This is a genomic window from Ensifer sp. ENS09 (genome assembly GCF_014852425.1).
In the GTDB taxonomy this organism is placed as follows: domain Bacteria; phylum Pseudomonadota; class Alphaproteobacteria; order Rhizobiales; family Rhizobiaceae; genus Ensifer.
This window is the reverse complement of the sequence record NZ_JACVBP010000003.1, coordinates 105,047-129,276: the sequence shown is the minus strand read 5'-3', so window position 1 is coordinate 129,276 and position 24,230 is coordinate 105,047. Positions and strand designations below refer to the sequence as shown.

General features: G+C 62.1%; 24 protein-coding genes, 1 pseudogene and 1 riboswitch. Of the genes and pseudogenes, 11 read left to right on the top strand and 14 right to left on the bottom strand.

Going from position 1 to position 24,230, the window contains the following annotated elements:
- Positions 1 to 29: 29 nt before the first annotated feature.
- The 6 genes from IB267_RS15625 to IB267_RS15600 form a co-directional block, all read right to left on the bottom strand.
- Positions 30 to 836, bottom strand: coding sequence for a class I SAM-dependent methyltransferase (locus tag IB267_RS15625; RefSeq protein WP_192448433.1), 807 nt, complete (start codon positions 834 to 836; stop codon positions 30 to 32).
- A complete protein-coding gene (locus IB267_RS15620) occupies positions 833 to 1,270 on the bottom strand; it encodes a pseudoazurin (protein WP_192448432.1) in 438 nt (145 codons plus the stop codon). Before IB267_RS15620 ends, IB267_RS15625 begins: the two co-directional genes overlap by 4 nt.
- 11 nt (positions 1,271 to 1,281) lie before the next feature.
- Positions 1,282 to 2,043 (bottom strand): ABC transporter ATP-binding protein, encoded by a 762-nt coding sequence (locus IB267_RS15615; RefSeq protein WP_192448431.1) that lies wholly within the window; start codon positions 2,041 to 2,043, stop codon positions 1,282 to 1,284.
- Complete coding sequence (locus IB267_RS15610; RefSeq protein ID WP_192448430.1) at positions 2,040 to 3,092, bottom strand: iron ABC transporter permease; 1,053 nt, start codon at positions 3,090 to 3,092, stop codon at positions 2,040 to 2,042. Before IB267_RS15610 ends, IB267_RS15615 begins: the two co-directional genes overlap by 4 nt.
- Entirely contained in the window at positions 3,089 to 4,105 is a 1,017-nt protein-coding gene (locus IB267_RS15605) for an ABC transporter substrate-binding protein (RefSeq protein ID WP_192448429.1), read from the bottom strand. The genes IB267_RS15610 and IB267_RS15605 overlap by 4 nt, the downstream gene beginning before the upstream one ends.
- A gap of 149 nt (positions 4,106 to 4,254) precedes the next feature.
- Positions 4,255 to 4,448: riboswitch (cobalamin riboswitch) on the bottom strand.
- 192 nt (positions 4,449 to 4,640) lie between these two features.
- Positions 4,641 to 4,964: a helix-turn-helix transcriptional regulator gene (locus tag IB267_RS15600; protein WP_192448428.1), complete on the bottom strand. Its 324-nt coding sequence runs from the start codon at positions 4,962 to 4,964 to the stop codon at positions 4,641 to 4,643.
- 172 nt (positions 4,965 to 5,136) lie between these two features.
- Here IB267_RS15600 and IB267_RS15595 point away from each other — a divergent pair, with 172 nt between their 5' ends.
- On the top strand, positions 5,137 to 5,838 hold the full coding sequence (locus IB267_RS15595; protein ID WP_192448427.1) for a DUF899 domain-containing protein: 702 nt from the start codon (positions 5,137 to 5,139) through the stop codon (positions 5,836 to 5,838).
- Positions 5,839 to 6,038: 200 nt separating this feature from the next.
- Positions 6,039 to 7,517 (top strand): S41 family peptidase, encoded by a 1,479-nt coding sequence (locus IB267_RS15590; protein WP_192448426.1) that lies wholly within the window; start codon positions 6,039 to 6,041, stop codon positions 7,515 to 7,517.
- Between the two features lie 72 nt (positions 7,518 to 7,589).
- Here the strand turns inward: IB267_RS15590 and IB267_RS15585 are convergent, their stop codons facing one another.
- Positions 7,590 to 8,090, bottom strand: a complete 501-nt coding sequence (locus IB267_RS15585) for a DUF1801 domain-containing protein (protein ID WP_192448425.1) — start codon at positions 8,088 to 8,090, stop codon at positions 7,590 to 7,592.
- A 222-nt stretch (positions 8,091 to 8,312) separates the two neighbouring features.
- Here IB267_RS15585 and IB267_RS33900 point away from each other — a divergent pair, with 222 nt between their 5' ends.
- The 4 genes from IB267_RS33900 (at position 8,313) to IB267_RS15565 (ending at position 12,641) form a co-directional block, all read left to right on the top strand.
- Positions 8,313 to 8,861, top strand: coding sequence for a hypothetical protein (locus IB267_RS33900; RefSeq protein WP_371742582.1), 549 nt, complete (start codon positions 8,313 to 8,315; stop codon positions 8,859 to 8,861).
- Positions 8,862 to 9,545: 684 nt separating this feature from the next.
- Positions 9,546 to 10,634 carry a porin gene (locus IB267_RS15575; protein WP_192448423.1) on the top strand — a complete coding sequence of 363 codons (1,089 nt, stop codon included), beginning with the start codon at positions 9,546 to 9,548 and terminating at the stop codon, positions 10,632 to 10,634.
- 197 nt (positions 10,635 to 10,831) lie between these two features.
- Positions 10,832 to 11,635: a GntR family transcriptional regulator gene (locus IB267_RS15570; RefSeq protein WP_192448422.1), complete on the top strand. Its 804-nt coding sequence runs from the start codon at positions 10,832 to 10,834 to the stop codon at positions 11,633 to 11,635.
- A 376-nt stretch (positions 11,636 to 12,011) separates the two neighbouring features.
- Positions 12,012 to 12,641, top strand: a complete 630-nt coding sequence (locus tag IB267_RS15565; RefSeq protein WP_192448421.1) for a flavodoxin family protein — start codon at positions 12,012 to 12,014, stop codon at positions 12,639 to 12,641.
- Positions 12,642 to 12,671: 30 nt separating this feature from the next.
- Here IB267_RS15565 and IB267_RS15560 read toward each other — a convergent pair whose 3' ends face one another.
- The 3 genes and pseudogenes from IB267_RS15560 to IB267_RS33895 all read right to left on the bottom strand — a co-directional run.
- Entirely contained in the window at positions 12,672 to 13,109 is a 438-nt protein-coding gene (locus IB267_RS15560; RefSeq protein WP_246810669.1) for a helix-turn-helix domain-containing protein, read from the bottom strand.
- A gap of 112 nt (positions 13,110 to 13,221) precedes the next feature.
- The gene (locus tag IB267_RS15555; protein WP_371742581.1) at positions 13,222 to 13,830 is read right to left on the bottom strand and encodes a substrate binding domain-containing protein; all 609 of its coding nucleotides are present in this window, start codon (positions 13,828 to 13,830) and stop codon (positions 13,222 to 13,224) included.
- A gap of 162 nt (positions 13,831 to 13,992) precedes the next feature.
- A pseudogene (locus tag IB267_RS33895) lies at positions 13,993 to 14,124 on the bottom strand (LysR family transcriptional regulator); the annotation flags it as partial.
- On the opposite strand from IB267_RS33895, the gene IB267_RS15550 reads away from it, so the two are divergent.
- The 5 genes from IB267_RS15550 (at position 14,113) to IB267_RS15530 (ending at position 19,965) form a co-directional block, all read left to right on the top strand.
- Positions 14,113 to 15,489 carry an MFS transporter gene (locus tag IB267_RS15550; protein WP_371742545.1) on the top strand — a complete coding sequence of 459 codons (1,377 nt, stop codon included), beginning with the start codon at positions 14,113 to 14,115 and terminating at the stop codon, positions 15,487 to 15,489. The pseudogene IB267_RS33895 and the gene IB267_RS15550 sit on opposite strands and share 12 nt — an antisense overlap.
- A gap of 284 nt (positions 15,490 to 15,773) precedes the next feature.
- On the top strand, positions 15,774 to 17,114 hold the full coding sequence (locus tag IB267_RS15545) for a sugar ABC transporter substrate-binding protein (RefSeq protein ID WP_192448418.1): 1,341 nt from the start codon (positions 15,774 to 15,776) through the stop codon (positions 17,112 to 17,114).
- A gap of 66 nt (positions 17,115 to 17,180) precedes the next feature.
- Positions 17,181 to 18,212: an aldo/keto reductase gene (locus tag IB267_RS15540; protein ID WP_192448417.1), complete on the top strand. Its 1,032-nt coding sequence runs from the start codon at positions 17,181 to 17,183 to the stop codon at positions 18,210 to 18,212.
- Entirely contained in the window at positions 18,209 to 19,153 is a 945-nt protein-coding gene (locus IB267_RS15535) for a carbohydrate ABC transporter permease (RefSeq protein ID WP_192448416.1), read from the top strand. The genes IB267_RS15540 and IB267_RS15535 overlap by 4 nt, the downstream gene beginning before the upstream one ends.
- On the top strand, positions 19,150 to 19,965 hold the full coding sequence (locus IB267_RS15530) for a carbohydrate ABC transporter permease (RefSeq protein WP_192448415.1): 816 nt from the start codon (positions 19,150 to 19,152) through the stop codon (positions 19,963 to 19,965). Before IB267_RS15535 ends, IB267_RS15530 begins: the two co-directional genes overlap by 4 nt.
- Positions 19,966 to 19,982: 17 nt before the next feature.
- Here the strand turns inward: IB267_RS15530 and IB267_RS15525 are convergent, their stop codons facing one another.
- The 4 genes from IB267_RS15525 to IB267_RS15510 all read right to left on the bottom strand — a co-directional run bounded on the left by IB267_RS15525 (position 19,983) and on the right by IB267_RS15510 (position 23,836).
- A complete protein-coding gene (locus tag IB267_RS15525) occupies positions 19,983 to 20,816 on the bottom strand; it encodes a DUF3313 domain-containing protein (RefSeq protein WP_246810726.1) in 834 nt (277 codons plus the stop codon).
- Between the two features lie 183 nt (positions 20,817 to 20,999).
- Positions 21,000 to 22,340, bottom strand: a complete 1,341-nt coding sequence (locus tag IB267_RS15520) for a sensor histidine kinase (protein ID WP_371742544.1) — start codon at positions 22,338 to 22,340, stop codon at positions 21,000 to 21,002.
- Positions 22,340 to 23,011: a response regulator transcription factor gene (locus IB267_RS15515; RefSeq protein ID WP_043612112.1), complete on the bottom strand. Its 672-nt coding sequence runs from the start codon at positions 23,009 to 23,011 to the stop codon at positions 22,340 to 22,342. The genes IB267_RS15520 and IB267_RS15515 overlap by 1 nt, the downstream gene beginning before the upstream one ends.
- A gap of 492 nt (positions 23,012 to 23,503) precedes the next feature.
- A complete protein-coding gene (locus tag IB267_RS15510; protein ID WP_192448414.1) occupies positions 23,504 to 23,836 on the bottom strand; it encodes a hypothetical protein in 333 nt (110 codons plus the stop codon).
- Positions 23,837 to 24,230: the final 394 nt, after the last annotated feature.

Below are 24,230 nucleotides of genomic sequence, written 5' to 3'. Positions count from 1 at the left end.
CGGCGCCTCGCGGTTCGGGGCGCTGGGGTCTAGCGCGCGGCCGACGAATGTGCGGTCAGGATGAAGCGCCTGTAGACGAAGGTGCGGAGGCAGTTTCGCAGGTTGGCCGACTTGCGCTGGGCACGAGCGACCGGCGCATGGGACATTTTCTCGATTCCTTTGAAGCCCGCCTCCTCCAACAGACCGGAAAGCTGCTCGAACCGCAGTCCGCGACCGAAAGGCAGGGCACGCATGATCTCCGCATGGCGTTGGCTCAACGACCCGTCGTAATAGGGATCAGGCCCGGAAAACCTGTCGATCAAGGCCACCAGGCGTTCGGCGAGACGCCCGATCGGAGAAGGCTGCGCCCAGTTCCCGTCATAGATCACCAGCTTCCCACCCGGTCGCAGCAGCCGATGCCACTCGCGAAAGGTCGCCTCGGGCTCGGTAAGCGTCCAGACGAGGTGGCGACAAACGATCGCGTCATAGGCGGCGTCCGGCTCCATGGTGTTTTCGGCATCGGCAAGGATGAAGCGCAGCCGCGGTTTGCCGGCGTGTTTCGCCTTGGCGACGGAAAGCATTGCTTCGGAGAAGTCCAGCGCCGTGACGTCGTGACCGAGATCGTGGATGAGCCTTGTGACCTCGCCCGTGCCGCAGGCGAGTTCGAGCACGCGCAGCGGCTTCACGCCAAGGGTGGTGCGGATCGGTTCCTGCCAGGCGGAAAACTCGGCTGCGGACAGGATACCGTGGCCGAAAGCGAGATCGAAGGTTCTCGCGCGCTCCGACCAGTAGCTGCGGATCGCTTCCTTCAGATGAAAATTCGCGCGCCCTGCCCTTTCTTCGGTGTCGTTCGTCACTTTCCGAAACCGTTCCTGGCAAGGATCTCGTCAAACCGCTTGCGCGCCCGCGCCGGAACCTTGGCCGCCGCAAATCTTGCATCGACCTTCGCATCGCCGACACGGATCACCATAACCATTCCCATCGCGAAATGGGGCGAACACTTGATCCCGTAAAACCCTTCCGCGTCGAGCGTGACCTCGATCTCCTCGTTGATCCCGCCCTTGAAACCAGCGGTACCTTCGGGAACCATGCCGTCGACCGTCGCCGCGTTGTGGCCGCTGGTGGCTGCGATGAATTTCACCGTGTCGCCGGGGGCGACCTGGAGGAAGTCAGGCTCATAGACCATCGGTCCCGAAGCGTTACGGTTGAGCATCTTCACCTCGTGCATTTCGGCTTGGGCGAACTGGAAAGCGGTGAGAAACAGGGACAATCCGAGGAAAAGCGCGCGCATGTAAATCCTTGCTAGGCTGAATGAAAGCGGAAGATGGAGGTTCCGTCCTCGGGGTCGACGACGATGCTCGCACGAACACCGAAGACGGCGGCGATCCGTTCGACGGTCAGGACTTCACGCGGCGGCCCCAGCGCCACCAGCCGGCCGGCGGACATCATGCCGACGCGGTCGCAGCCGAAGGCCTGGTTGAGATCGTGCAAGGCGACCACGGAGGTTATCGGCAGGTCAGCCACCAGCCTCAGGATCGAAAGCTGGTGCTGGATATCCAGGTGATTTGTCGGCTCGTCGAGCAACAGGACCTGCGGCTGTTGCGCCAAGGCACGCGCCAGGTGAACCCGCTGGCGTTCCCCGCCGGAAAGTGTTGCCCACGAACGGTTTTCGAAGCCCGCCATATCGGTATCGTCGAGCGCTTGCCTGACGATCCGGTCGTCTTCGGCCGACCAGGGCTGCAGCGGCGTGAGCCAGGGCGTGCGGCCAAGTTCGACCGCATCGCGAACCGAGATCGCTTCCGTCGTCTCGGCTTGCTGCTCGAGGAAGGCGATCAATTGGGCAGCCTGGCGGCGCGGCATGGCGTGCAGCATCTGCCCGTTGATCCGCACCCCGCCCGAGGTCGACCGGACGATGCCGGCCAGCAGCCGCATCAAGGTCGATTTGCCGGAGCCGTTGGGGCCGACAAGGCCGAGTGTCTCTCCCTGCCGCACGGTCAGATCGACATGGGAAACGATCGCCTTGCCGCGGACGGACCAGCCGAGATCGCGTGCTTCCAGGATCATGATCGGCGCCTCCCGCGGATAAGGATCAGGGCAAAGGCCGGTGCCCCAACCAGGGCGGTGATCACGCCGATCGGCAGCACCTGGCCAGGAACGATCGTCCGCGACAGGATATCCGCGGCGATCAGAAAGACCGCCCCGATGAGAGCGGTTGCCGGGCCGAGCCGCCCGTGGCGCACGCCAACCAGGAACCGGGCCGCATGCGGTATCACGAGCCCGACGAAGCCGATGGAGCCGACAATGCTGACCATCACGGCCGTCACCAGCGCGGTAAGGCCGATCAGCACCATCTGGACGACGCGCACGGGTACGCCGAGCGACGCGGCGGATTCCGCCCCGAAGGAAAAAGCGTCGAGCGCACGGGCGTACCAGATGCAGGCCCCGAGCCCGACAAGGGCCACGGGCACGGCCAGCCAGACGTCCGGCCACCGCGCACCGCTGAGGTTGCCGAGCAGCCAGAACATGATGCCCCGCGCCTGCTCCGCATTGGCCGACTTGGTGATGATGAAAGAGGTCAGTGCGTTGAACAGTTGCGATCCGGCGATGCCGGCAAGCACGATCTGCCCCGTTCCGCGCAGGGTGACCCCGCCACCGGCGGCACGGGCGAGGATCGCCACCATGAGGAAAGCCGTCACGGCGCCGACAAAGGCGCCGAGCGACATGGAGACCGCGCCGGCCCCGAGGCCGGCGACGGTGACGGCCACTGCGCCGGTCGAGGCGCCGGCGGAAATGCCGAGAAGGTAGGGATCCGCCAGGGCGTTGCGCAGGAGGGACTGGAGCACCAGGCCCGAAACCGCGAGGCCCGCCCCGCAGCAGGCGGCAACGATCGCCCGCGGCAGGCGGTAGTTCCAGATGATCCCGACATCGATGGGATCGAGCCCATAGGTCGCGCCGAAAATCTTGTTCGCCAAGGTCTGGAGAACGGTCAAGACGGGTATCGGCGTTTCGCCGATGCAGGTTCCGGCAAGAACGGCGGCAAACAGAGCCAATGTCCCCGTGGCTGCCCGGCCAAGCCGGGAAGCAGGGACGCGCCGCGAGAGGCTGGTCTTCACTTCGCCAACCCGAAATCCTTAAGCGCAGCCGAGAGAACTTCGATGCCGGCGACCGTTCTGATCGTGGCGTCCATCGCGTGCGCATCCATGACGACGATGCGGTTGTTCTTCACCGCGTCCATCTGGCTGGCAACCGGATCGGTCTTCAGGAACTCGATCTTCTTCAGGTAGTCGTCGGCCGGAAAGCGCCGGCGATCCATCTTGGCGATGACGATCATGGTGGGGTTGGCCTTGGCGATCGTTTCCCAACCGACGACCGGCCATTCTTCGTCCGAGCCGACCACGTTGCGGATGCCGAGCTTATCCATCATGTAGGCAGGCGCTCCCTTCCGACCTGCCACATAGGGATCGATGTCCATCTCCGCGCTGGAGAACCAGAAGGCCGCAGACACATCCTTCAAATTGAGCGCCTTGGCCTGCTCGATGGCGTCGGCCTCACGCTTGGCGAGTTCTGCGACGAATGCTTCGCCTTTGTCTTGAACATCGAAGATCTGCGCGAGTTCACGCACGCCCTGATGGATGCTGTCAGTCGAGAAGAGCGCGCTTCGCGTGCCGTCCACACCCACCGAGTTGTCCTTGGCGACGCAGTCGGCCGGAAGGACATAGGTCGGAATTCCCACTTCGTGGAACTGGGTTCGGGTCGCAACGATCCCTTCGGGGCCGACGTGCCAGACGAACTGCACGGCGACGAGCCCCGGCTTCTTGGCGACGACGCTTTCAAAGCTCGGGTCGTTGTCCGCCAGGCGCGGAACCTTGGCATTGACCTCGGCAAATTCCGGCAGCACGTCATTGAACCAGACCGACGTGCCCGTAACCTTGTCGCCGAGGCCGAGCGAATAGAGAACCTCGGTTGCCGCCTGCCCGACGGTCGCCGAAGTCGCCGGTGCCTTGTCGAAGGTGATCGTCTCGCCGCAATTGTCCAGGGTCAGCGGATAGGCGGTGGGTTCGGCAGCAGCGGCGGTGGCGAAGAAGGCGAAGCCAGAGGCGGCAAGCAGGAAACACGAAGCGGTCATGGCACATTGTCTCCGATCTGTTGATCGCGCGGATCGGAGGGGACGAGCCAGGACGCAATGATCGAACCGATGTTCAAGAGAACATCGACAGCCGGCACTTGTGGCGCGACCAACGACATCGACAACCTCCCCGGACACCCCGCCCGGCTTGTTCAGTTACAGGTGTCGGTAGGTCTCCTGACTGACGGGTCTTGGCTCCCTCTCGGCCTTCCCGGACCATCGCCCAGTGGCATTTTCGAGAGAGGACTGGCCGCCTACAGTTGCGGGGGCAGTTTCGTTTCGCGGCGAGCCGCGGCGAATTCCCTGTTATTTCCTTTCGGAAACCGACGAGAATTCCCTACTCAACGAACGAGTGGAGCGCAAGCATGAAAGCGGCGCTTTCAAAACCACCTGCCAAGAAAGGTAGATATTCTTTCGCGTCTCGTAATTTCACTAAACATCACTCCCCTCAAATAGGGAGAACATTGGCGATTGTCGAAAACTATACACAAATGAACACTGTTTAAGCGATCCGTAATTCACGCCATCTTCAGACTTACCTTTCGAGATCAGCCTTCAGCCTGTCGAGAATAGTCACGACATGGGCGGCATAGTCGCTGATCCAGCGGTCGTGAATGTGCTTGATCGGCAGCGCATTGAGATAGTTCCAGCGCTCGCGTCCTGCCCGCCTGACGATGATCAAGTCGGCGTCCTCCAGCACCTTCAGATGCTGCATCACGGTGCAGCGATCCATGTCTGAAAAGGTCGCGCAGAGCATGCCCGTGGTCTGCGCCTCGCCCTTGAGACGATCGAGCATCGACCGCCTGCGCGGGTGAGCCAATGCCTTGAAAACCAGATCTTCGTCCTGCTCGCTTGACATGTTATGTTTTCACAACATATTGAAACCGGACGCAACGGAGACGGCGCCGATGAGACCGGTTTGCGAGCTTTCGCGAGCACTCCAACCGAGCCTGGTGGCTGGATGCCGTCGATCGGAGTTCAGCCTTGCACCGACACCTCAAGCAAACCGCCCAAAAGGGAGATGATTGAGAATGCTGCCTAAGATCGTTTCAATGGACGAGTGGCAAGCCGCACTCGAACAACAGATTGCCAGAGAGAAGGCACTCACCCGCGCACGCGATGAAGTGAGTGCCGAGCGCCGGCGCTTGCCGATGGTCAGGATCGACAAGGACTATTCGTTCGAGGGGCCTGAAGGCACGGTAAGCCTCGCCGACCTCTTCGACGGACGGCGGCAACTGATCGTCTATCACTTCATGTTCGCGCCCGGATGGAAGGCGGGCTGCGACGGCTGCTCCTGGGTCGTGGACGCGATGACCCATCCGGCGCATCTCAATGCACGCGATACGTCCATCGTGCTGATTTCGCGTGCGCCGCTGGAGACGCTGCAGAAATACCAGGCCCGGATGCAGTGGCAGCACCCGGTTTGGTACTCTTCCATGGCGAGCGACTTCAACCACGACATGGGAGCCACGGTCGCCGATCCGGATGACCCGACAAGGACCAGCGAGCGCCATGGCGTCAGCGTCTTCCTCAGGGAGGGCGATCATATCTACCGCACCTATTTCAACGGTGCGCGCGGCGTCGAGTACCTCGGCAGCATGTGGACCTATCTGGATCTGACGCCCTACGGTCGCCAGGAAACATGGGAAGCCTCTCCCGCGGGATGGCCGCAGACAGAACCCTACGTCTGGAACCGGCGGCACGACGAATACGGGACCGAACCGGCCTCCTGATTTTCCGCGGCGGCGAGCATGGAATTGTCGAGCCACCGTTCCTACGTCTTGTCTGGCCGATCGCCAGACCTGCGTCATTGCCGCGCGCCCCCGAACAGGGATCGCGGCAATGCTGAAGGGATGCCGCCGGCCCGGCAGGGAGCGCCGAATGTGGGGATGGATCGCGCTTCTAAGAGGCGCGCCGATGGGGGCGGCAATCGATGGGAAACGAGACGCAAAACCGCAAGGACGGTCCGGCACCGAGCGGCAAGAGGTTTTGGCGGCGACGCGGCGTTCGGATTGCATCGATCACGTTGGCCGCCGTGCTTCTCCTGGTGGTCGCGCCGCTTGCCGTCATTCTCTACCCAACACTGAAGACCTATCCCCGGAGCGACTTTCCGGCCGCAGCTTCGCGACTGGAACGCAACAGGCAGGACCTTGCCCATCTGCGGCGCCTGATCGAGGTTGACCGAAGCTTCTCGCCGGCCGCCCAGGCGGCGTTTACGGGCTCCCTTGATGCGATCGAACAACGGGCCGGCGATCTCGACCGCGCCGGTCTGGCGATGGCGGCTGCAAAGGCGGTCGCGCTCGCCGACAATGGGCCCACCAGTGTCGTCGGGCTTGTCGGCGGCCACAGTTTCAATGCGGTTCCGATCCGCCTCGGCTGGTTTGCCGAAGGCCTGTTCGTGATCGCAGCGACAGGCGACCAATCGCACCTTCTGGGCGGAGAGATCCTTGAGGTGAATGGACGGACGACGGAGGCCTTTGTCGATGCGCTGCGGCCCCATTTCGGCGGACCCGCCAATCTCGCCAGGGAATTCGTCCCCAATATCGCAATTTCGCCGGAACTCCTCCATGCCGCCGGCCTTGCCGACAGCTCGCAGGAAAGCGCCTATCTCATCCGTCTTAAGGATGGAAACGTCGCGCAGATCCCTCTTCTTGCCACGCCCGGCGCGCCGGAACCGTTAAACGCCCATGTCTGGCCGCGCCGCGATTTCAGTCCCCTGTCGCAGACCGATCGCGACGCCGCGTGGCGGCACGTGCTCGACGACGTCACGCTGCCGGCCTATCTCACGCGCCCCGACGCCAATTATTGGCACCACTACCCCTTGCCCGATCTGCTCTATGTCCAGATCAACCGCATCAGGGATGCCACGCCGGAGAGCCTGTCGCAGGGGCTCGCCCAGATGCTGGATGAAGCGGAGAAAAAGCCCATACGCAATGCAGTCGTCGATCTGCGGTTCAACAATGGCGGCAACTACGAATTGACCGCCGATTTCTCGCAAAGGCTCCCGGCCATCCTGCCGCCTGACGGACGGCTGTTCGTGCTGACCAGCGCAAACACGTTTTCGGCCGCGATCAGCACGGCGGCGCGCCTGAGGCATTTCGGCGGCACGCGCACAGTTCTTGTCGGCGAGCCGATGGGAGACCGGCTGCAGTTCTGGGGTGAAGGCGGCCGCACGGTTTTGCCGAACTCGAAGATCACTATCCGCTATTCGACGGCCTATCACGACTGGGAGCACGGATGCAGCCTGTCGGAGATCAGGACCTGTTTCCTCTTGAATTACGCCTATGACGTTCCGGCAGGCCCGCTTCAGCCGGACATCCCGCGCTCGACGAGCTTTGCCGACTATGCCGCCGGCACCGACCCTGCAATGACCGCAGTCATGCAGGTCCTCATGGTGGGCACCGCCGATTGAGGTGCCGCCTGTGAGGAGGCAAGCCACGCCTGGCCATTCCGGGCGGCGGCGGCTTCGCGCTGCGGCGACGCTTTACATTTTTTCGCCCGGTAGCTCGCTGGCTTGTTTGACCCAGTCCAGGAACTGCGCCTCGTCGAGTTCGTCGGCCTCATAGATGTCGAGATAGCGCACATCCGGCTGTTTCGACGTGCCGGGCGGCATGGGGCTGAACTGCGCGCCGCGGAAGAAAGCGACCTTCACGTATTTCGTCATGCAGTGAAAGCCGAGGAACCAGACATCCTTTTCCATGCCATAAAAGGGAGAGTTCCATTTGACCGCCTTTTCGACACCGGGAACGGCCTCAACGATCAGCCGGTCAAGACGCTTGCCCAGATCGCTTTTCCACCCCGGCATCGCAGCGATGTATTGCTGTATTGGCGCGTCTCCATAGCCCTTGGCGATCTGCGGGTTGCCGCCGGTCAGGAGGACGACGCCATCGGCCGACTTTGTCGGCGGCGTCTTGCGTCCGCTCGTTGCCCTTGGCGCACCGGAAGCAGCTTTCGATGCGTTCTTTCCGACTTTCTTTTCAGACATGCGCGGACCTCGACTGTTCCGTCAGTTCGTCGCGGGTCGGATCCTCCGACACGGTCACGGAGCCCATACCCGAATGGCTATGCACGACACATAGCCACCCAGCTATGGATCGGTCAAGGATGAACCTTCAGCTTCAGCTGCGTTGCGGACTGCAACTCGATCCGCAAGCCGCTTCGCCAAGTATTGGCAATCGGCACGGCATCTCTCCATCGCCGTAGGGTCATGGCATGCAGAAGGTCGGGATCCCTGCGATCCCGGACATGTGCAGCAGCGGCTCGTAAAGAGCCACCATTCGGGATCTCGAGCGTGCTCTCCATCAACACCTTGACCGCCGGACACCACCTTGATGCCGTCATCCTCAGAGTGCTGAAAGAACGGATTACCGTTGCAACGGCGAACGCGCGCCGACCGGTCGAAGCGCCGGACAAGCTCGTCGACCACCTCCTCGACCAGCACCGCCTCAGCCTGCACTTCCTGAGCCTGCACGTGTTGACGGCCGCATCGCCTCGCCGCGAAGCCCTGCTTCTCGCCATCGATCGGCCGGGCTTCCGCAAACATCTCCGACGGCTTCAGGGCATCGTCGGAGGTATCATCGAGAACGGCGTCCGCGACGGCCACTTCAAGGCACAGGATCATCGTCTGTCTGCCGATCTTTTCACGGCGCAAACGAAGCCGATATGGGATCCCATAGCCATCGTCGCGCGCCTGCAGGGATCCGAATGCTACAGCCCCTATGAGCACGCCCGAATGGCCGTAGACCGCCTGGGCTGAAAAGACGGCTTCCGCCCACACGGCTGCGGTTGCAGTCGTGTCCGGGCGTTCGCGCTCCACCAGCACACCGCCTGCCCGATCCCGAAACTTTCCGATTAGAACCGGCACAACCGTTGCGGAAACCGGACGCCATCTTTCGGGCAACTCTTGCTGCCTGCCCTCGTCGATCTGCAGCGTCGGGCGATGGCCAGAGCCGTCCCCTGCCGCCCGCATGCGCCGCTCCAGCAACGTACCAAGGCGAGGCGATTCGCGTTGCCGCGGAACCAAAGCGAACGCCGCCAGTCGCAGGGATGGACTGGCGGCGTTGACCACTTGGAGATCGCCTTCTTCTCAAGGCAGCGTTCTTCTAACACCGCACGATTTAAAATCAATACATAAACATAATAATCTCAATTGCGATTGGAGCCACGATGAAAGCAAAAGCCTCACCAGCGAAATTCAGTGTGGCGAAACGCTAATATGTAGCAATTTTGCAATATGGATCGATCATGCTGCAAATTTGAATTGAGATTATGAATTTTATGAATTCACTTTTGGAAAAATCGTGATACCCGATTGCATGCGCTGGCCAGCCGAAGATCGGGTGGCGTCAACAACCACAGCGCGAAGCAAGCAGGTCGCGGATCCACATCGATGGGGTAATGCGGCCGTCTTGCCTGATCGAACAATGAGAGGGATTTTCCCATGACGATGAAAAGCATACTTTTGGGATCGGCTGCCGCGATCGCGGCGACGTCCAGCGTCCAGGCGGCAGACGCAATCATAGCGGCCGAGCCGGAACCGACGGAATATGTCCGTGTCTGCGACGCATTCGGCACCGGCTTCTTCTACATTCCCGGAACCGAAACCTGCCTGCGCATCGGCGGCTATGTACGCTTCCAGACGAACTTCGGTCCGCGCGAAAGCGCTGGTCGCTGGGAAGGCAAGCAGTCGACTTCCGACTGGGATGCTTTTGCCCGCGCGCAGCTGATCCTCGAGGCGAAGAACGATACGGAATACGGCGCGCTCACCAGCTACATCGCCATTCAGGCCGATACCGACAACGACGCCCACAACAACTTCAAGCTCGACGAAGCCTACATCCAGCTCGCGGGCTTGCGTGCTGGCCACTTCGCCAGCTGGTGGGACAAGGGTCTGAACGGCGAAACCGACATCAGCGGCAACGACACGACCGTCTTCAACTCCATCTCCTACACCTATGACGCCGGCGCGTTCCAGGCAGGTATCGCCATCGACGAGCTCGAAGGCCTAACCTCGAAGAACAACGGGGTTGGCGTCGAAGGCATCGTTTCGGTCTCGCTCGGCAGCGCATCCTTCGACCTGCTCGGCGGTTACGACACCGAGGTGAAGCAGGGCGCCATCCGCGGCCTGGTGTCGGCAGATCTCGGCCCGGGCGTGCTCCAGGGCTTTGCCGTCTGGTCGTCGGACCCGAACTCCTACTGGTCCACGTCCAAGTGGAGCGTTGCGGCCTCCTATCGCCTCAACGTCACTGACAGACTGGCGATCACGCCCGGCGCTCAGTATTTCGGCGATCTGCGCCGGAACGTTCTCTTCAACGCGGCCTGGAGAGGCGCTGCATCGCCCAACGAAAGCTTTGGCAACGGCAATGCGTGGAAGGTCGGCGTCACGGCAGACTATAAGATCACCGAAGGTCTTGATGTCCGTACAACCGTAAATTACGTCAAGGTCGACTACAATGACACCTTCAAGGACAGCAAGTCCAAGAACGACGACTACGTGTCGGGCTTCGTCCGCCTGCAGCGTAGCTTCTAACGGAAGAGAGTAACTAAAGACAATATGCCCGCAATCTGTATCGGTTGCGGGCGTATTTTCGTTGACCTTTCAGCAAAGCTTCCCGTGTTTGGCCCGTTCACTCGATCCGAAATCACGCCGCCTGGATAGTCTTCCTCCCATCTCGCAATCGGAATCCATCGATACAGTTTGGCGCAATACATCCGACAGCGATTGATTTGCTGCTGCTGAACCATGTAAAGCTTATCGAACGCCTTACGGAAATCGGGTCCCGGATGCCAAAGTTCAACTACCTCTCTCCCGCCTTGCAGAGCGAAGATGCCGCATTGATGCAAAGTACATCCTTGAGTGGCATCGAGGCGAAGATCCACGTTGACCTTTGGAACGCCATCATCGACCGCAAGCTGAAGCCAGGTGTCAAGCTGGAAGAGCTCGTGATGTGTGACATCTACGGGATCAGCCGCACGGTCATGCGCAAGGTTCTGATGATCATGGAACAGGACGGGCTGGTTTTCCTGCCGCCCAACAAGGGCGCCTACGTCGCATCCCCATCGCTGCAATCGGCTTTTGAAATGCTTGAAATGGGCGAGGCGCTGCAGACATTCGTCGTCGAGAAAATCGCGACGAACCACGCATCCATCGCCGCCTCCCAGTTCGACCGGATCGCGCAACACGCCAAGGCGGAAGAAAAGGCCGAGGCGGCCCATGATTTCCGACTTCTGCGCCGGTTCGACATCGAGTTTGGAAGCCTGCTTTGCCTGGTTCATGGCAACGGGACGCTTGCCAGAGAATGGGAACGAAACGCCTCCTGCCTCGCGCTCGCACTTTCGCTTCACCAGAGCGTGCAACCGGCAGGCAGGCAATCGGATTACTCCAGGCAGATCCTCGCGCGCCTGACAGATGGAGATGCGGCACGCGCACTTGCCCTTGTCCGCGAGCGGATAGGCCAACTGAAAGCGTCGCTGGACACCCAGTCCGATGGAGAGAATGTGAACCTGCGCGAGATCCTGGGCCTGAATTGAGCCCCATGGGGCGAACGCGGCGCCCCCCGCTCGCATCCGCGGCCCCTTCTTGCCATTTGCTCCGGCAGCGATCGGCTGGCGCTCGACAAGGGCGGGCAGCTCGCCACGATCGCCGAGGTCCGGGAACGAATTTTTCCCGGCGCCCTACCCGGCATGTGTCGAACTGGCCGTCGCGGAACTGAACCCGGAGGGCGGCTTGGTGGAAATCAAGGCGACCGCCTTTGCCCCGCTTTCACGCGGAACCGAATAGCGGAAGAGCCCGCGACATAGGCACCCCAAGGTGCGTACTTGTAAGGCGGCCCCTGCGCCCGATACGCCTGCAGCAAAGCCCTGGAGTTTCACTTTCCAGCTTACCCGCTGTTTGAGGATGATATCGATGAAGGCAATGGTTCTCTGCTCCAGCCCGCGACGCGACGGAAACTCGGCGACAATGGCGAATGCCGTGGCCGAAGGCCTACTGGAAGCTGGCCACGAGGTCGAGACGGTGCGGGCCGACGACATTCTGTCAGCGCTGCTTCGAGACTGTCGCCAGTGTCGCATGCCCGATGGCGAGTGCGGGATCGACGACGGTTTCCGGCGGGCGTTCTTCGGTTCCTACCTACCCGCTGACGGCTTCATCGCCGCAAGCCCGATCTACTGGTATGGCGTCTCTGCGCAGTTGAAGGCTTTCTTCGATCGAATATTCTGCTACGTCGCTGCGTCGCATCCGCAATCGGCGTCCGTGGTCGCGCAGATGACCGGAAAACGGATCGGTCTCGTCCTCAGCTCGGAAGAGACCTACCCCACCGTTTCGTCCGGTCCGCAGCATCAGTTCCAGGAATTCAGCCGCTACACGCGCTCGACCTTCGTTGGCGTGGTGCACGGCCATGGCAACGCACGCAGCGACATACACCGCGATCCAAGCGACCCGATCGCGCGGGCGCGCCTCTTCGGCCGGACCTTCTTCAGCGCTCACACCTCCGACTACCAGATCGACACGCCGCGATCGGGCCGCGTGTGGGCATGAGCCGCCTTCGCGGCGCGCAATATCCTTCCGCTACGGCAAGCGAATCTTGCGCCGCCTGGCTGCCTTTGCCTCGCTCGCGGCCGTATCGTATTTTTCCCTGAAGCGGTCCAGCTCCGGAAAGTTCCGCTCCGCCCATCGGTCGAGGTTGATCAGCGTTTCGCTGAGAGACAGGCCAACCGCGCTCAGGCTGTATTCCACATGCGGCGGGTTCGTCTGCTGATCGTGACGCTGCACCAACCCGTTGCGCTCGAGGTCCTTCAGCGTCTGGGTCAGCATCTTCTGCGAAATGCCCTCGACCTTGCGCAGCAACGCGCCATTGCGCATCGGACCCGCCGCAAGCGCAGACATGATGAGGATCGCCCATTTCGTCGATATCAGTTCGAGCGCGTGCCTGGCCGAGCAGGAAGCGTCGAACACGTCGGGATGGCTTGCAGACGAAGCGCCGGCTTGCGGGGGCAGTTTCATCATCACCTCAAGGACATGCCGTTGCGGCGGCCGCTTTCACGCCTCACAGGTAGTGTGCGCGATGGCAGCTCACAAGTTGCGAGCCGCAAAGCCGAAGGCAGGACGGCGTCCGGGGTTATGCCCAGGGCGCACCGGCCGCCCATTCCGCCCGAATGGCCTCGATGAAAAGGCGGACTTTTGGAGAAACATGCTTTCGCGTCGGATAGACGACGCAAACCGGCGGCTCGTCGCGCTCGAATTCTTCGAGTAAGGGCACAAGCCTGCCTTCCCTGATGTCGCGGCCCACCAGGAATGCACCCAGTTGCGCAACACCCATTCCCGCGAGGCAAGCATCGCGAATGGCTTCGGTGTTTCCGAGACGCAAGTTTCCCTGAACACCGACGTCCCGGTCTTCGCCGCCCACCTTGTAGTGCCACGGCACTGGTCCGCTTGCGTGCTTGAAGCCGATCCTGTCGTGGCGCGTCAGCTCGTCGATCGTGCGCGGCGTTCCGCGTTGCCGCAAATAGTCAGGCGCGGCGCAGGTTATGAGCCGATGCGAGGCCAGGACCCGCCGCACGAGGCGACTGTCGGTCGGCCCGCCGATACGAACGGCAATGTCGATGCCGTCGCCGACGATGTCGCGATACTCATCCGAAAACGAGACCTCCGCGTCCACCTCGGGCCAGCGGTTCAGGAAGCGCTGGAGAACGGGCAGGATATGCAGCCTGCCGAGGGCGATCGGCACGTCGATGCGAAGGCGCCCTGTTGGCGCCTGGTGGCGTTGTGCCAAGGCGGACTCCGCGTCGTCCACTTCCGACAGGATCCTGATCGCATGCTCGTAGAAGAGCCGGCCCTCCTCGGTGAGGCTGACGCTGCGCGTTGTCCTATGAATGAGCCGCGTCGCCATATTGTCTTCAAGACGCGCGACGCATTTGCCGACCGCCGAACGGGAAAGTCCGAGCCGCTCGGCCGCCAGGGTGAAGCTCTGGTCGTCGGCGACACGAACAAAGGCGCGCACATCGCCGAGATGGTCCAGCATCGCAAGATCCTATTGGGGACAAATCGTCCCTTTTGTTTCCACAGTACGACAGTTTATCCAAGTTTCGGAAACAGTAAACAATGCCTCGCAACGTCCCCGCAACGGGACACAGGATGGGCGCGGCGCCACATCGCGGCCCGCCCCCCGAATGAAAGAGGCAAGCGAATGAAACTCCAGGAAGAAAGCGACAGTCTGCAATCAAAGGGAGGCACAAAGAGGGAAAGTTGGCTGCCGGTCTATGCCTCCGGCCTGGCAACCTTCTGCGTCGTGACGACCGAGATGCTGCCCGTCGGATTGATGACGCCGATCGCACACGACCTTCAAACGTCGATGGGGACCGCCGGCCTGACGCTCTCGCTGCCGGCACTGCTTGCCGCACTCTTTGCGCCGACCGTGGTGCTCGTGGCCGGCAGGATCGACAGAAGGCGCATCCTGACCACGCTTCTGCTGCTGCTCGTTGTTGCGAACATCGTTTCAGCGCTCGCCAACACCATCGGCCTGCTTCTGGCGGCGCGCATCCTTGTCGGCTTTTGCATGGGCGGCATCTGGGCCGTTGCCGGCGGCCTTGCGCCACGACTGGTGCCGAGCCGGTCCGTTGGCGTCGCGACGGCAATCATTTTTGGTGGCGTTGCAGCAGCTTCGGTTCTTGGCGTTCCGGTCGGAGCCATGATCGGTGATGCGGCGGGCTGGCGCTTCGCGTTTGCCGCGATGGCGGTCTTTTGTGGGATCGTGCTCGTGGTCAATCTCTGCGCATTGCCTGCTCTGCCTGTCCATCAGTCCGTCCGGCTCGGCCAGTTCAGCAATCAGCTCTCGAACTGCCGGATCCAACTTGGCCTGGCCATCACGTTCCTGTTCGTTGCAGGGCATTTCATGGCCTACACCTTCATACGTCCGCTTCTGGAAGTTGTTTCAGGCATCGGCACGGAATGGGTCGGGCTCATGCTGTTTGCCTATGGAGCAGCCGGGATCGGCGGAAACTTTGTTGCCGGCCCTGTCGCCGCCAGGCGCACCGGCGCGACCTTGCTGTGCATTGCCGCAGCTCTTGCCGCTGTCCTCTTCGGTTTTGCCCTCTTCGGACACTCGCCTCTTGGCGGTATCATCGTCCTCATCTTGTGGGGCGTCGCCTATGGCGGCGTCTCGGTCTCCTTGCAAACCTGGATGATGAAGTCGGCACCCTCCGACGTCGAAGTCGCAACGGCGCTGTTCGTCGCGATCTTCAACATCGCCATTGCCGTCGGATCCTTTGCCGGTGGGCGCATTGTCGATCAGTTCGATCTCGGCACCAACCTGCTCCTGGCGGGCATCCTGCCGTCCCTCGGGATTCTGCTCGTGTTCAAAGCGCGTCCTGCCGCGGGCCAAGGCTGATTGACCATCGGAGGCTTGGCGAGCGGATCGTATTCTTTCCGCTGGGTGGACCGGGGCGGCTGTCGTCCCGGCTCCAGCGGGCCGGACAATCTCTCGAAGAAATTCCTACTCCCGCGACAGGGAGAGAGCAGCAAAATCATTCCGTATTAATACATAAAAAACATAGACTATGTGTGTAATGATCGAGATTTCTCGCGCATGATGCTGGCAACACGTGAGCCGGACCCGCTCCGCCCGCGACGGATGACAACGCTGGCCAAGACCAGATTTCGACGGAGGATCCCATGTCCAGTTCCATTTTCAGCCAGGCGTATCGCCGCCGCAGTGTGCTGAAAACGCTCGCCGCTGCCGGCGCCCTGCCCTTCGTCGCGCCGCTTGCCTCCTCTACGGCGCTTGCATCCGGCACCAAATATGCCGGCCGCACGGTCAATCTCCTGATCATCCAGCCGCACGTCGTGACGGGCAAGAAAATTGCCGAGGATTTCGAAAGGCTGACCGGAGCCAAGGTCAACGTCACGGCGGTGCCCTACGACCAGGTCAGCGTCAAGGCAACGCTGGACGTGCAGTCGGGCGCCAACCAGTTCGACGTCATCGACTATTTTTATACCTACAAGGGGCAGCTGGCCGACGATGGCGTGATCGAGGACGTCACCGATCTCATCGAGCGCGACAAGGCCGAGATCCAGCCGGAAGACTTCATCCAGACCATCTACGACCAGTACACGCTGCATGACGGCCGCCGTTATGGCCTACCCTATGACGGCGACAGTCATCTGCTTTTCTATAACCGCGAACTGTTTGATCGTTACGGCCTGAAAGCGCCCGCCACCTGGGACGAATACAACGAGAACGCCAGGGTGATTACCGAGGCGGAAAAGAAGAACGGGATCTATGGTGCGGCGGTTCTGGGCGCGAAGATCCCGGTCATCATTCTGTCCACCTATGCCAACCGGCTCACCGGCTTCGGCGGCAACTTCCTGAAAGCGGACGGCACCTCGGCGCTCGACAGCACGGAGGCGGTCGAGGCCCTGAAGTCGCTGCTGGCGTCGGCACCCCACGCGCTTCCGACCCCACTCGAAACCCGCTTCGAAGAGGGGCTGCCCGCCTTTCTCAACGGCAAGGCGGCGCAGATCGACTTCTGGACCGATCTCGGCGGCTATGCGCAGGATCCCAAGGGCTCGAAGATCGTGGACAAGTGGGGCGTGGCGCGCATTCCCGTCGGCGGCAGCAACAAGACACCCCGCCTCGCCTTCAATGCCGGCTTTGGCTTTGCGATCACCAGCGGATCGAAGAACAAGGATGTCGCCTGGGACCTGATCAAGTTTGCGACCGGCAAGGACTACCACCAAGAGCTACTGGCGCTCACCGGCTCAGGCATTGACCCGGACCGCCATTCGGGGCTGAAATCGCAGAAGTTCAAGGACTTCCAGCCGCTGGTGCAACCGCTACTCGATGATGGCGCATTGGAAAACAGCCTGGCCTGGCCAACCGCCGTCTACGCGCCGAAACTCGAAAATGCATTGACCGACGAACTGGCCCTGGCGCTCGCCGGCACCAAAAGCGCGGAACAGGCGATCGCCGACGCCCACCAGGCCTGGACCGAAATCATCGAGACCAACGGCTGATTGCTTGCGGGGTGGCGCTTCCTCCCGGCGCCGCCCCGCCACTTTCTTTCAACGAGGCAAAAGACCATGAGTGCAAGATCCTTGCCGAAGCGCAGGCTCGGCCGAACCGATTTCGACATCACGCCCGTTGGCTTCGGCGCCTGGGCCATCGGTGGCCCCGATTGGGGGTGGGGATGGGGAAGCCAGGACGATACCCGGTCGATCGCGGCCATTCGTCATGCGGTCGAGCGCGGCATCAACTGGATCGACACGGCACCCGTCTATGGCCTCGGCCATTCCGAACAGATCGTGCGCGAGGCTCTCTCGACCATCCCGCGATCCGAACGTCCGTTGATCTTCACCAAGGCCGGGCTGATCTGGGACCCGGACAACCGTAACGCCCTTCCAGCCCGCATCGGCAATGCCCAGTCCATTCGCCGCGAGCTGGAAGCTTCCCTGAAGCGGCTCGGCGTTGACGTCATCGACCTCTATCAGGTGCACTGGCCTGCCAATGACGGCACACCGGTCGAGGACTATTGGGCGACGCTTGCCGAATTGAAGAAAGAGGGCAAGGTTAGGGCCATCGGGCTTTCGAACCACGATCGGGCGCTTCTCGAGCGCGCGGCAACGGTCGCGCCCGTCGATGTCGTGCAACCGCCCTTTTCGGCGATCAAGCGCCAATTCGCCAGAGCAGAACTGCCCTGGGTGCAGGCGCATGGCAGCGGCGTTATCGCCTACAGCCCGCTGCAATCGGGCCTGCTCACCGGCGCCTTTACGCCGGCGCGCGCCCGAGCCCTTCCGCAGGACGACTGGCGATCGCGCGACGAGGAATTTTCAGGCGAAGCGCTTCACCGGAACCTCGCCTTTACCGAAGGCTTGAGGCCGATTGCTGCACGACACGAAACGTCCGTCGCTGCGGTCGCTGCCGCCTGGGCGATTTCCTGGCCCGGCGTTACCGGAGCCATCATCGGTGCGCGCGAGCCGCTGCAGATCGATGGCTGGATCGATGCGGCAACCCTGGGGCTCACCCCTCGTGATCTCGATGATATCGAGGACATGTTGCTCGCCACCCGGGCCGGCAGCGGGCCGACGCGCCCGGATCTGGCCGAGGCCGCATGACCGCCTTCGCCGTCGAGGTGCTGGAACCCGCCGGTGCGGCAGGTGTCGCCGCGCGCAGCCACGCCCTTCGGGCGCGTCTCGGTCGGCTCGCCTGGATCGCGCCCGTCCTCGTCGCGCTGGTCGTCACGACGCTCTACCCGACCGTCTTTCTGCTGGCGCTTGCCTTCAGCAAGAGCACGCTCGGAAAGCCGTTCCGCGGCTTCGTCGGCATCAAGCACTTTGTAACGGCGCTTCAGGATCCGATCTTCCTTGCGGCCATCGGCAGAAGCGTCGCCTATGCACTTGCCACCTCGCTGGTGCAGCTTGCGCTCGGCTTCCTGATCGCGCTGCTTTTTACGTCCCTGTTGAAGGCCGGCCGCTTCCTGATGAGCCTCGTGCTGTTGCCGCTGATGACCCCGCCGGTCATGGTCGGCATCGCCTGGAAGCTCATCTTCGCGCCGGCAGGCGGGCTCTTGAACGGCACCCTGATCACCTATGGCGTGATCTCCGAGCCGATTTCCTTTCTCGGCCACCCGACGCTCGCCTGGCTGGCAATCGGCGTAGCGGATCTCTGGCAATGGACGCCCTTCATCGTCATTCTCTGCTTTGCGGCCCTTTCCACGGTGCCTGAGAGCGTTCACGAGGCGGCCATGGTGGACGGGGCCAATGGCTGGCAGCGTTTCTGGCACATCACCCTGCCGCTGGTCGCCGCACCGCTTTCGTCGATCTATCTGCTGAAGCTTATCTTGTCGTTCAAGCTCTTCGACCTCGTCTATATCCTGACCTTCGGCGGGCCGGGCTTTGCGACGACATCGGCCGGCTTTGCCATCTATCGGCGGGCAATCGAACAGTTCGACGTCGGCCGCGCCGCAGCCGAGACGATGATCTACGCGCTGGTCATCGGACTTGTGACCTTGCCCGTCGTGCGACTGCACCAGCACTTCGAAAGACGAGAACTATGAAACCCGCAGCGCGACATCTGTGGCTCGGACTTGCGGCAGCGCCCGTCGTCAGCTTCTTTGCCCTGCCCTTCCTCTATCTCATCGCGGTTTCCTTGAAGACGAAGGACGACGTGCTCAACGGCCGCTTCTGGCCGACGGCGCCGACGCTCACGAACTGGCCGGCGGCCTTCGAAGCGGCCAACATCCTCGGGTTCATTCTGAATTCCGTGACCGTGTCGCTGGTCTCGGGCCTGGTCACCATCGCACTGGCGCTGCCGTCGGCCTATGCCGTCCTGCGGCTGAAGATCGGTGGCAAGTGGCTGTCGGACGTTACGCTCTCGAGCTACATGGCCCCGCCGATCGTGGCGCTGATCCCGCTGTTTTTTCTATTGAAGACAACCGGCCTGCTCGATACGCGCGCCGGGCTTGTTCTCATCTACGGCTTCGCCAACGTACCCGTCGCCTTCTGGCTGCTGATGCCGTTCCTGCGCCGCATGCCGATCGAAATCGAGCAGGCAGCGGCGATGGACGGCGCCGGTCCGTTTCGCACGCTGCTGCAGATCGTCGTGCCGATCATCGCGCCGGGGATCGTCGCAACCTTCATCATCGTCACGGTCTTGTCCTACAACGAGTTCCTGTTTGCTTCCGCCTTCACCTTCTCCGACGCCACGCGGACCTTGCCGGTCGGCATCTCGCTCTTCCAGGGCGACCGGCTGGTGAATTTCGGCCAGATGGCAGCCGCTTCCCTGGCGGGCATCGCGCCGGTCTATCTGGTCGCGCTTTTCATGCAACGCTACCTCGTGACCGGGCTTGCCCATGGCGGCGTGAAGTAGGGAGTGCCGGCGGCAAGCTACCGCACAATGGGAGGCTTGAGCGCCTGTTCCGCCGCCGCTTTCGGCTTCTTGTCGGTCCATTGAGGCGGCGCGCCGTATTTGGCTGCGATCGCGCCGACCAGGCCCGGTGCCCGGCCGAAGGTGTCGCATGCGGCATATTTGGGTTTGCCACCCAACCAGGACTGCACGCGCTGCCGGGTCGGCAGCGAGATATCCAATGCCTTCGGTTCCTTGCCGGAAATCAGCACCTGCGAAAATTCGTTGGCGAATTTCGTCGCAAAGCTATAGGCGTCGCCGACTTCGGAAACACGGGGCTTGTCGAGGATCGAATTCGCGCCCCGCGCCCAAAGCATCGCAGCGCTTTGTTCGCCACCGGCATCGACGGCTTCGGCCTCGACGGCCAGGCCTCCGAGGCCCACGGGCAATCGCGGCACGCTGACGGGGAGCACGAACCCGGTGCCAACGGTCACGGCCGTCGAGACCCCTGCGAGCGCCTTGTCTGTCGGAACAATATCGGCGACCACGGAGCGAACCGTCAGGTCGGCAGGCTGATCGGCGGAAACCATCTGATACCTGTCGCTGAGCGCGACGCAGAGCGCCCGGTCGAGAGCGTTCGAGACCAAGTCGCGATCGGCACCGGACTTGATCCTGGAGGCGGCGGCAAAGGAAAACATCGTCGGCGCGATGCGGACGGTTTTTACGCCGGCCAGGCGTTGTCCGTCGACATAGAGGCGTCTCTTCGCCACCATGCCTTTCGACGGGCCGAGCTTGCTATAGGAGGTCAGCGTCCCCGCCTCCTTCAGCGGAACCGATTGGCATCCGGCCAGGGCCACCGAGAGTAGTCCTGCCAGGCCAACCGCGCGGGGCGGGACGAGTGATGAAAAAAGCCTGTTAAGAAATTGAATCAAATATTCTTTTAGCACGTTCCATGATCTCCGTTGGTATGCAACGGCGACCTTGGGGATGGACAATTGCTACAGAATTACAAGCTGGCTCGGGATGTCAGCAGCGGAAGCTGTGGGGCCGCTCGCCGATCAGAGGTGGACGGCAACTTTGGTTCCGATCGCTGAACTCGTGAGGCTGACGCGGCCCCCGTGGTTGGAAACCACCTGTTTCACAAGGCTCAAACCAAGACCCGCGCCCGTTTCTTTGGGAGAAACCCTGTAAAACGGCTCGAAAACGAGTTCCTGATGCTCGGCAGGTATGCCGGGTCCTTCGTCGGAAACCTCGACGCGCCCGTCGCTTGAGACGGAGACGGCAATCAGGCCGGCATTGCCGCCGTGATCGATGGCGTTTCGGACGAGGTTGGTGACCGCGCGCAAGACGGCAGGTGGGTTGCCCTTTCGCGCAAGCGTCTCCACGTCACTGTGGAATGACACCTGATAACCTCCCGCGATCGCCAGCGGGGCGAGATCGGCGACGGCCGATCGCGCGATATCGACCAGATCCATCGGCTCGTCCAGAACGAGCGCCTGGTCGTTGCGCTCGAAATCCAGAAGCTGCTCCGCCGTTTCTGCGAGCCGGGCAACGTCGTCCATCAGACGCGTTCGCTCCCGGCCCTCCGCCATGCCGTCGATGCGCGTCTGCATGATGGCAATGGGGGTTCGCAGTTCGTGAGCCGCATCGACCAGAAAGCGCCGCCGTTTCCTGGCCTCATCTTCGAGGCGCTCAAGTGCGCCGTTAAAGGCGACCAGAACCGGGGCGACCTCGTTCGGGATACCTGCGAGCGGCAGGCGCGTCCCGTGGCGGCGCGGATCGATCCGCGATGCTTCGTCGGCAACCTCGCTCACCGTCGCCAGCGCGCGACCGACGATATGGGGAACAGCAAGAAAAATCGCCGGAAGCGCACTGGCGATCAAAGACAGGTATATCGGATAGGCCTTCGCCAAAAGAGCCAGGGCACCCCAGCCCTTGTCCGCCACGCCGCCAAACAGGATCCGCACTTCGCCAGCCGGTGTCCTCGCGTTTTCGATCGTCGCAATCTCGAGGGTAGTTGCGGCTCCCCTGATATCGGCTTCGTCGAACAGGTGGATTACCTGGGGAAGTGCGGCATAGGCGGGCGGAATAGACCCATAGGAGGCGAAGGCACCGCTGGTGGTGGCGACCACGAACCACAAGGCACCGTTTTGTGCCTTGAGCGTCGCCAGATCGTCGGTCTCGGAAAGCTGCATTGCACCATCGCTGCCCCGGCCTACGGCACCGGACACGACCGAGACGACCGTCCCTTCCATGGCCGTGTTCGGCGACATGATCGTGGTTGCCCAGATGCAGAGCCCAATGATCACCGAGGCGACGACGGCGATGATCACGAGGCTCAACTGCCAGCTGAGCCGCCACCAGAGCGACGGATTGCGTCTTGCCGCCTGGCCCATCATCACTCTTCCTTCAGGAGGTAGCCGACCCCACGGATGTTGTGGATCGACACGCCGGCGCCAGCATCGGCCAGCCGCTTGCGCAGCCTTGAAATGTGGGCGTCGATCGCGTTCGACTGGATTTCTTCTTCGTAGTTGTAGACGGCAGCTTCGAGCGTCGAGCGAAGAACGGTCTTGTCCCGGCGCCTGGCAAGCGCCTGGAGCACGAAGAGTTCGCGCCTCGGGACGTCGAGTTTCACGTCATCGACGGTCACGGTGAGATTCAGCGGATCGAGCGCCATGCGCCCGACCTTGATCTCAAGTTCAGCGAGTGCCGCGGGACGGCGCAACACGGCGCGCAGGCGTGCCATCAGTTCCTCGACGAGAAAGGGCTTGCCGAGATAGTCGTCCGCCCCGATGTCGAGGCCTTCAACCCGCTCCATCGGCTCGTTGCGCGCCGTCAGGACGATGATCGGTGCATCCTGGCCAATGCGGCGCAATTGCGGAATGAAGCTGAGCCCTTCGCCGTCGGGCAGGCGGCGGTCGAGAAGAATAGCGCCGTAGTCGTTCTGACGGGCAAGCTCGGCTGCGTCGGCGAGATGGGTCGTATGGTCGATGACGATGCCATATTTGCTGAGCGCCACAGCCAGCGCCGCCGCCAGTTCCCTCTCGTCTTCGATGAGCAATATCCGCATCGGCCCCCCCTGGCTTCGGCCTTCCGAATCTGCCGCAAGAATTACAGCAGCATTACGGAAACCACAGGGCGGCCGAGCGTAACATTGCTGCAATTGTTGGGACCTAGCAAACCCGTCGAGCCGCCCTCGCGACATCTGCACGAGAGGGGTGGCCTTCAACGAACCGGAAAGGAAAAGGAAGCATGACGGCGTCGAAAGCGGAGTGCGCTTCCGCAACGGATTTGCAAACTGTCAATCAGCGCAATGCGTATGGGGCCGCCCGATGACCCGGAGACCCCTGCTGCGCTTCCTCCTGCGCTCGTTCCTGTCGGCCCTTTTCCTCGCGGCCTTCCTGGCGGGCCCGGCGATTATTCTGATCCTCACGTCCAATTGAATTGCGATGTAGCGCGCCATGGATCAGATCCCCGACGGCCATCTGACCGAACCCGCCAATTAGAACGTCGCCGCGCGGATTGAGGTCGGTCTCCATCGCTCGAATTGCTTCGGCCTCGTTCACGGCTCTTGGCTGGTATCTTCGCCGGACGCGGGTGCTGGAGCATTTTTGGCTTCCATCGCCGCTTCGATCTGCTTGATGACCTTGACGGCCTCCTGGAGGATCGCCCGCATCTCGTCGTCGTAGAGATGCACCGGCATGCCACCGGCGCGGATGACGTCCATCGTTTCGGCTGACTCTACGATGCGATCGGGCTGCCCCAGCAGCTCCCAACCTTCCTTGATCGTGACATAGGCCCGGGAGACAAGACGGAGCTTTTCGCCCTCCGTCAGCATGTGAACATCGCGCGCGGCGCGGGTCAGTTCGGCAATGACGTCTTTCGTGCTTTTCATGAGACACCTTGGCGATGCAAGTACCGCGGTGCAACCAACTCATCCATTCATAGTAACTAATGTATAGATTGCGGAAAACAAGGCCCAACACCCTCCAGCGACCGATCTGGCATCGGTAAACGGAGGCGCTGAAATCCAGGCACATCGCGGAAATGCGTCACCGGGAAACACGTCCAATGGCATCAACCGCTTCTTAATCCTTTATTGACCATAATCTCCGTCGAAGAGCCGAGCCGCCGGCCGTTGCCGCCGGTGGATTGTACCTCGTTTGAATCGGAAGCCGCTGTGTCTGAGTATCCTGTAACTGCGTATCCTGAGCCTGCCTCGCCTGCCGTCGTCAGAGGCGTCAAGCGTATCGCCCGGTGGGCCGCACGAGCGGCCACAGTCACCGCCC

Excerpts from the sequence above, each read along its gene's own strand:
- IB267_RS15620 (WP_192448432.1), bottom strand. The coding sequence starts at position 1,270 with ATGCGCGCGCTTTTCCTCGGATTGTCCCTGTTTCTCACCGCTTTCCAG.
- IB267_RS15615 (WP_192448431.1), bottom strand. The coding sequence starts at position 2,043 with ATGATCCTGGAAGCACGCGATCTCGGCTGGTCCGTCCGCGGCAAGGCG.
- IB267_RS15605 (WP_192448429.1), bottom strand. The coding sequence starts at position 4,105 with ATGACCGCTTCGTGTTTCCTGCTTGCCGCCTCTGGCTTCGCCTTCTTC.
- IB267_RS15600 (WP_192448428.1), bottom strand. The coding sequence starts at position 4,964 with ATGTCAAGCGAGCAGGACGAAGATCTGGTTTTCAAGGCATTGGCTCAC.
- IB267_RS15595 (WP_192448427.1), top strand. The coding sequence starts at position 5,137 with ATGCTGCCTAAGATCGTTTCAATGGACGAGTGGCAAGCCGCACTCGAA.
- IB267_RS15590 (WP_192448426.1), top strand. The coding sequence starts at position 6,039 with ATGGGAAACGAGACGCAAAACCGCAAGGACGGTCCGGCACCGAGCGGC.
- IB267_RS15585 (WP_192448425.1), bottom strand. The coding sequence starts at position 8,090 with ATGTCTGAAAAGAAAGTCGGAAAGAACGCATCGAAAGCTGCTTCCGGT.
- IB267_RS33900 (WP_371742582.1), top strand. The coding sequence starts at position 8,313 with ATGGCATGCAGAAGGTCGGGATCCCTGCGATCCCGGACATGTGCAGCA.
- IB267_RS15575 (WP_192448423.1), top strand. The coding sequence starts at position 9,546 with ATGACGATGAAAAGCATACTTTTGGGATCGGCTGCCGCGATCGCGGCG.
- IB267_RS15565 (WP_192448421.1), top strand. The coding sequence starts at position 12,012 with ATGAAGGCAATGGTTCTCTGCTCCAGCCCGCGACGCGACGGAAACTCG.
- IB267_RS15560 (WP_246810669.1), bottom strand. The coding sequence starts at position 13,109 with ATGATGAAACTGCCCCCGCAAGCCGGCGCTTCGTCTGCAAGCCATCCC.
- IB267_RS15550 (WP_371742545.1), top strand. The coding sequence starts at position 14,113 with ATGGTCCAGCATCGCAAGATCCTATTGGGGACAAATCGTCCCTTTTGT.
- IB267_RS15545 (WP_192448418.1), top strand. The coding sequence starts at position 15,774 with ATGTCCAGTTCCATTTTCAGCCAGGCGTATCGCCGCCGCAGTGTGCTG.
- IB267_RS15540 (WP_192448417.1), top strand. The coding sequence starts at position 17,181 with ATGAGTGCAAGATCCTTGCCGAAGCGCAGGCTCGGCCGAACCGATTTC.
- IB267_RS15535 (WP_192448416.1), top strand. The coding sequence starts at position 18,209 with ATGACCGCCTTCGCCGTCGAGGTGCTGGAACCCGCCGGTGCGGCAGGT.
- IB267_RS15530 (WP_192448415.1), top strand. The coding sequence starts at position 19,150 with ATGAAACCCGCAGCGCGACATCTGTGGCTCGGACTTGCGGCAGCGCCC.
- IB267_RS15520 (WP_371742544.1), bottom strand. The coding sequence starts at position 22,340 with ATGATGGGCCAGGCGGCAAGACGCAATCCGTCGCTCTGGTGGCGGCTC.
- IB267_RS15515 (WP_043612112.1), bottom strand. The coding sequence starts at position 23,011 with ATGCGGATATTGCTCATCGAAGACGAGAGGGAACTGGCGGCGGCGCTG.
- IB267_RS15510 (WP_192448414.1), bottom strand. The coding sequence starts at position 23,836 with ATGAAAAGCACGAAAGACGTCATTGCCGAACTGACCCGCGCCGCGCGC.